Source organism: Actinophytocola xanthii (assembly GCF_001921205.1).
Taxonomy (GTDB): Bacteria; Actinomycetota; Actinomycetes; order Mycobacteriales; family Pseudonocardiaceae; genus Actinophytocola; species Actinophytocola xanthii.
Genome location: NZ_MSIE01000158.1, coordinates 1 through 3,259, shown reverse-complemented (window position 1 = coordinate 3,259; position 3,259 = coordinate 1). Strand labels below are relative to the sequence as shown.

Below are 3,259 nucleotides of genomic sequence, written 5' to 3'. Positions count from 1 at the left end.
AGGAGGGAAGACGGAGGGTAAGCGCCCTCGCGGAGCGAACAATCAAACACTGGCAATCAACAATAATGCTGCGTCCACTCGGGCTCGTGCCACCAGAACCGCTCGTCGTGGCGGTGGTCGGGGTGGACGGCGCGGGTCGCGAGGGCGGGGGTGGCGGCCGCCGCGGGCTGGGCGAACGGGGCGACCAGCTCGTCGACCGTGCGTAGGGTGCCGCCGACCATGACCATCCGGACGGCCGCCGCGGCGCGGATGTCCTCGAGCGGGTTCCCCTCGACGAACGCCAGGTCGGCGAAGGCGCCGGGGCGGACCTCGCCGAGTCGGCCGGACAGGCCGAGCCATCGCGCGGGGTTGCGGGTGGCGGTGGTCAGCGCCTCGTGCGGGGTGAAGCCGTGGCGGACCATCGCCCGCAGGTTCGCGTGCAGCGACACCGCGACGTTGTCCAGCGGGGCGTCGGTGCCGGCGATGACGAACCCGCCGCCGCGGTGGATGCGCAGCACCATGTCGACGTTCGCGGCGAGCAGGGCGGCGAAGACCGCGTTGGCCGGGGTGAGCGCCTCGTCGGCCTTGGCGACGTACTGCGCGTACTCCCAGCTGGGGAACAGCGCGCGGGTGCGCGGGTCCTCGACGAGCGAGCGGTCCTCGGCGTAGATCGCGCGCGAGTTGAACAGCGTCGGCGTGATCGACATGCCGGAGCGCACGAACAGGGTGACCGCGTCGGCGTAGGCGCGGCCGAGCCGGGAGACCGTGTGCGAGTAGCCAAGGCGGTTGGTCGCCCCGGTGTGTTCCATCCCGTCCATGCCGATCACCTCGGCGGGGTACAGGTAGTGCGAGGAGAGCGGCAGCCCCGCGCGGTGCGCGGCGACGACCGTGCGCCGCTGGTAGGACACCGGCAGCCGGACGTAGGTCTTGACGAGGTCGTAGCCAAGTGCCTTGGCCCGGTCCAGCTCGAGCGCGAGCTGGGCGAGGGACCGGGTGGGCCGCATGAAGTTGTAGTAGACCCGGGAGCCGTCGATGGCCTCGCCGGTCCCGAACAGGCGGGGCCCGACCTGGCCGCCGGACTCCAGCGCCTCCCGGGTCTCGGTGAACTGGTAGGCCGGGTCGCCGGGAGAGCGGGTGGTCGTGACGCCGTAGGCCAGCCAGGCCCGGCCCTGCCGGTCGCCCCAGTGCCGGCCGCGCAGGTGCCAGTGGATGTGCGCGTCGATCAACCCGGGCAGCACGGTGAGCCCGCTGGCGTCGACGGTGTACGAACGGTCAGCCTGAGGCAGTACGGCGGTGACGCGGCCGCGGTCCACCACGATGTCGACCCGCTCCCGCAGCCGCTGGGCGTGCCCGTCCCACAGCGCGCCGGCCCGGATCACCTCGTGCTCCTCGACCCGCGCCGGCCGGTAGCGCAGCGACAGCGGGATCTCCCGCGGTGCGCGCCCGCCGATACCCACCGACCGGAGCTCGCCGTTGTGCAGGTACAGCAGCCGGTCGGTGCCGAGCCAGGACACCGCGTCGGTGACCTCGTAGGTGACCTGCCGCGGCGGCCCGGTGAAGGTCCCCCTCGCGTCGACCGGTACGACCCACGCGCACGACTCCACCACGAAGGCGAGGTGGCGGCCGTCGGGCGACCAGACCGGCCCGTCGTCGCCCCGGGTGGCGATCGAGGCGTGCGGCATCGGCTCGGTGTAGGTGAGCGTCCCGCTGTCGAGGTCGACGGTCAGCACCTGGCTGGTGCCCTCGCGGAAGCGGCGGGAGTACGGCTTCACCGCGGCCAGGGCGAGCGTGCGGCCGTCCGCCGACCAGCTCGGGCGGCCCGGCATGAACAGCGGCGGGGTGACCTGGCGCGGCGTGCCGGTGGCGAGGTCGAGCACCCACACCACGCCGTCCTGGTCGGTGTAGGCGATCCGGCCGCCGTCGGGGGAGAAGCGCGGGGTGACCTGGGCGCCGGGCAGGGCGGAGAGCCTGCGCTCGTCGCCGGTGTCGAGGTCGTGCAGCCACAGATCGGCCTCGCCGGCCCGGTCCGAGCTGAAGACGATCGACCGCCCGTCCGGGGCGAAGTCGGGGTCGGAGTTGAAGTACCCGTCGGACACCAGCCGTTCGGGCACCGGGTGCCCGACCGTGAGCAGCCAGAGCGCGCCGAGGGCGCGGAAGGCGATCCGGGTGCCGTCCGGGGAGGCCACGGGTGACGCGATGCCCAGTGCGCGGCGCGGGCGGGCGGAGTCGAGGTCGCGCACGGCCTGCCGGTACTCGGGCCGGGGCAGGACCGGGACGGTCGCGACGAACGGCACGGTGACCGCGGCCGACCCGTCGATGCGGCGCCGTTTGACCACGCCGTCGGCGGTGTGCACCAGCTCGTCGGGGGAGACCCAGGTGGGGGCGAAGGCGAACACGTCCTCGCCGCGTGCGCTCACCACCCGCTCGCCGACGACCAGCTCGGCGGTGGCCCCGGTGATCCGGACGTAGGCCAGCGTGGCGCCGTCGGGGGAGAACGCGGGACCGAACAGGGTGGCACCGGTCGGGGCGGTGACGGCCCTGGTGACGGTTCCGCCGGCCGGGTCGAGGACGTCGATCGCGGTGCCGTCGACGGTGAACGCCAGCCGCCGCCCGTCCGGGGACCAGGTGGGCATGGCCTCCTCGCTCGCGGTGTCGGTACGCGCGGTGATGGCACCGGTGGCGAGGTCGAGGGTGAACACGCCGTAGCTGCCGGCGCCGCCGCGGTCGGAGGAGAACACGAGCGTGGTCCCGTCCGGGGAGAACCGGGGCTCACGGTGGTCGAACGGTCCGCTGGTCAGCTGGCGGAGCTGGGAGCCGTCGGCCCGGATGGTCCACAGGTGGTAGTTGCCGTCCCGGTAGGCCTGGAAGACCAGCGACTGCCCGTCGGGCGACCAGGTCGGCAGGGTCGCGTCGGTGTCGTCACCGGTGAGCCGGCGCGCGGGGCCCCCGGTGGACGGTACGGTCCAGATTCCGGTCACCAGGTCGAACGCCACGAAGCGCCCGTCGGGCGAGACATGGGCGGAGATGTTGGTCCCCTCGCTGAGCCGCACCGTGCCGGTCTCGGCGTCCGCCGCGCCGGCGTGTGCGGCGGCACCGCCGAGCACCGTGGTCCCGGCCGCGATCCCCGCTCCCCGCAGAACGTCCCGACGCGTGATTCCCGCCTCGTGCATGACCCCTCCCCAACGAGTGCGTGCCCGAAGTCCCAACCTCACCGGAAAACCGGGTTGTTGGCAACTGGTTCACCTCACGAGCGGGAGCCGGGTCGGCTCATGCTGGGTCG

Annotated in this window: 1 protein-coding gene; it reads right to left on the bottom strand. The window is 73.6% G+C overall.

The features are described 5' to 3' along the window. Positions 1-56: 56 nt before the first annotated feature. Entirely contained in the window at positions 57-3,149 is a 3,093-nt protein-coding gene (locus BU204_RS37615; RefSeq protein ID WP_075130550.1) for an amidohydrolase family protein, read from the bottom strand. Positions 3,150-3,259 lie beyond the last annotated feature (110 nt).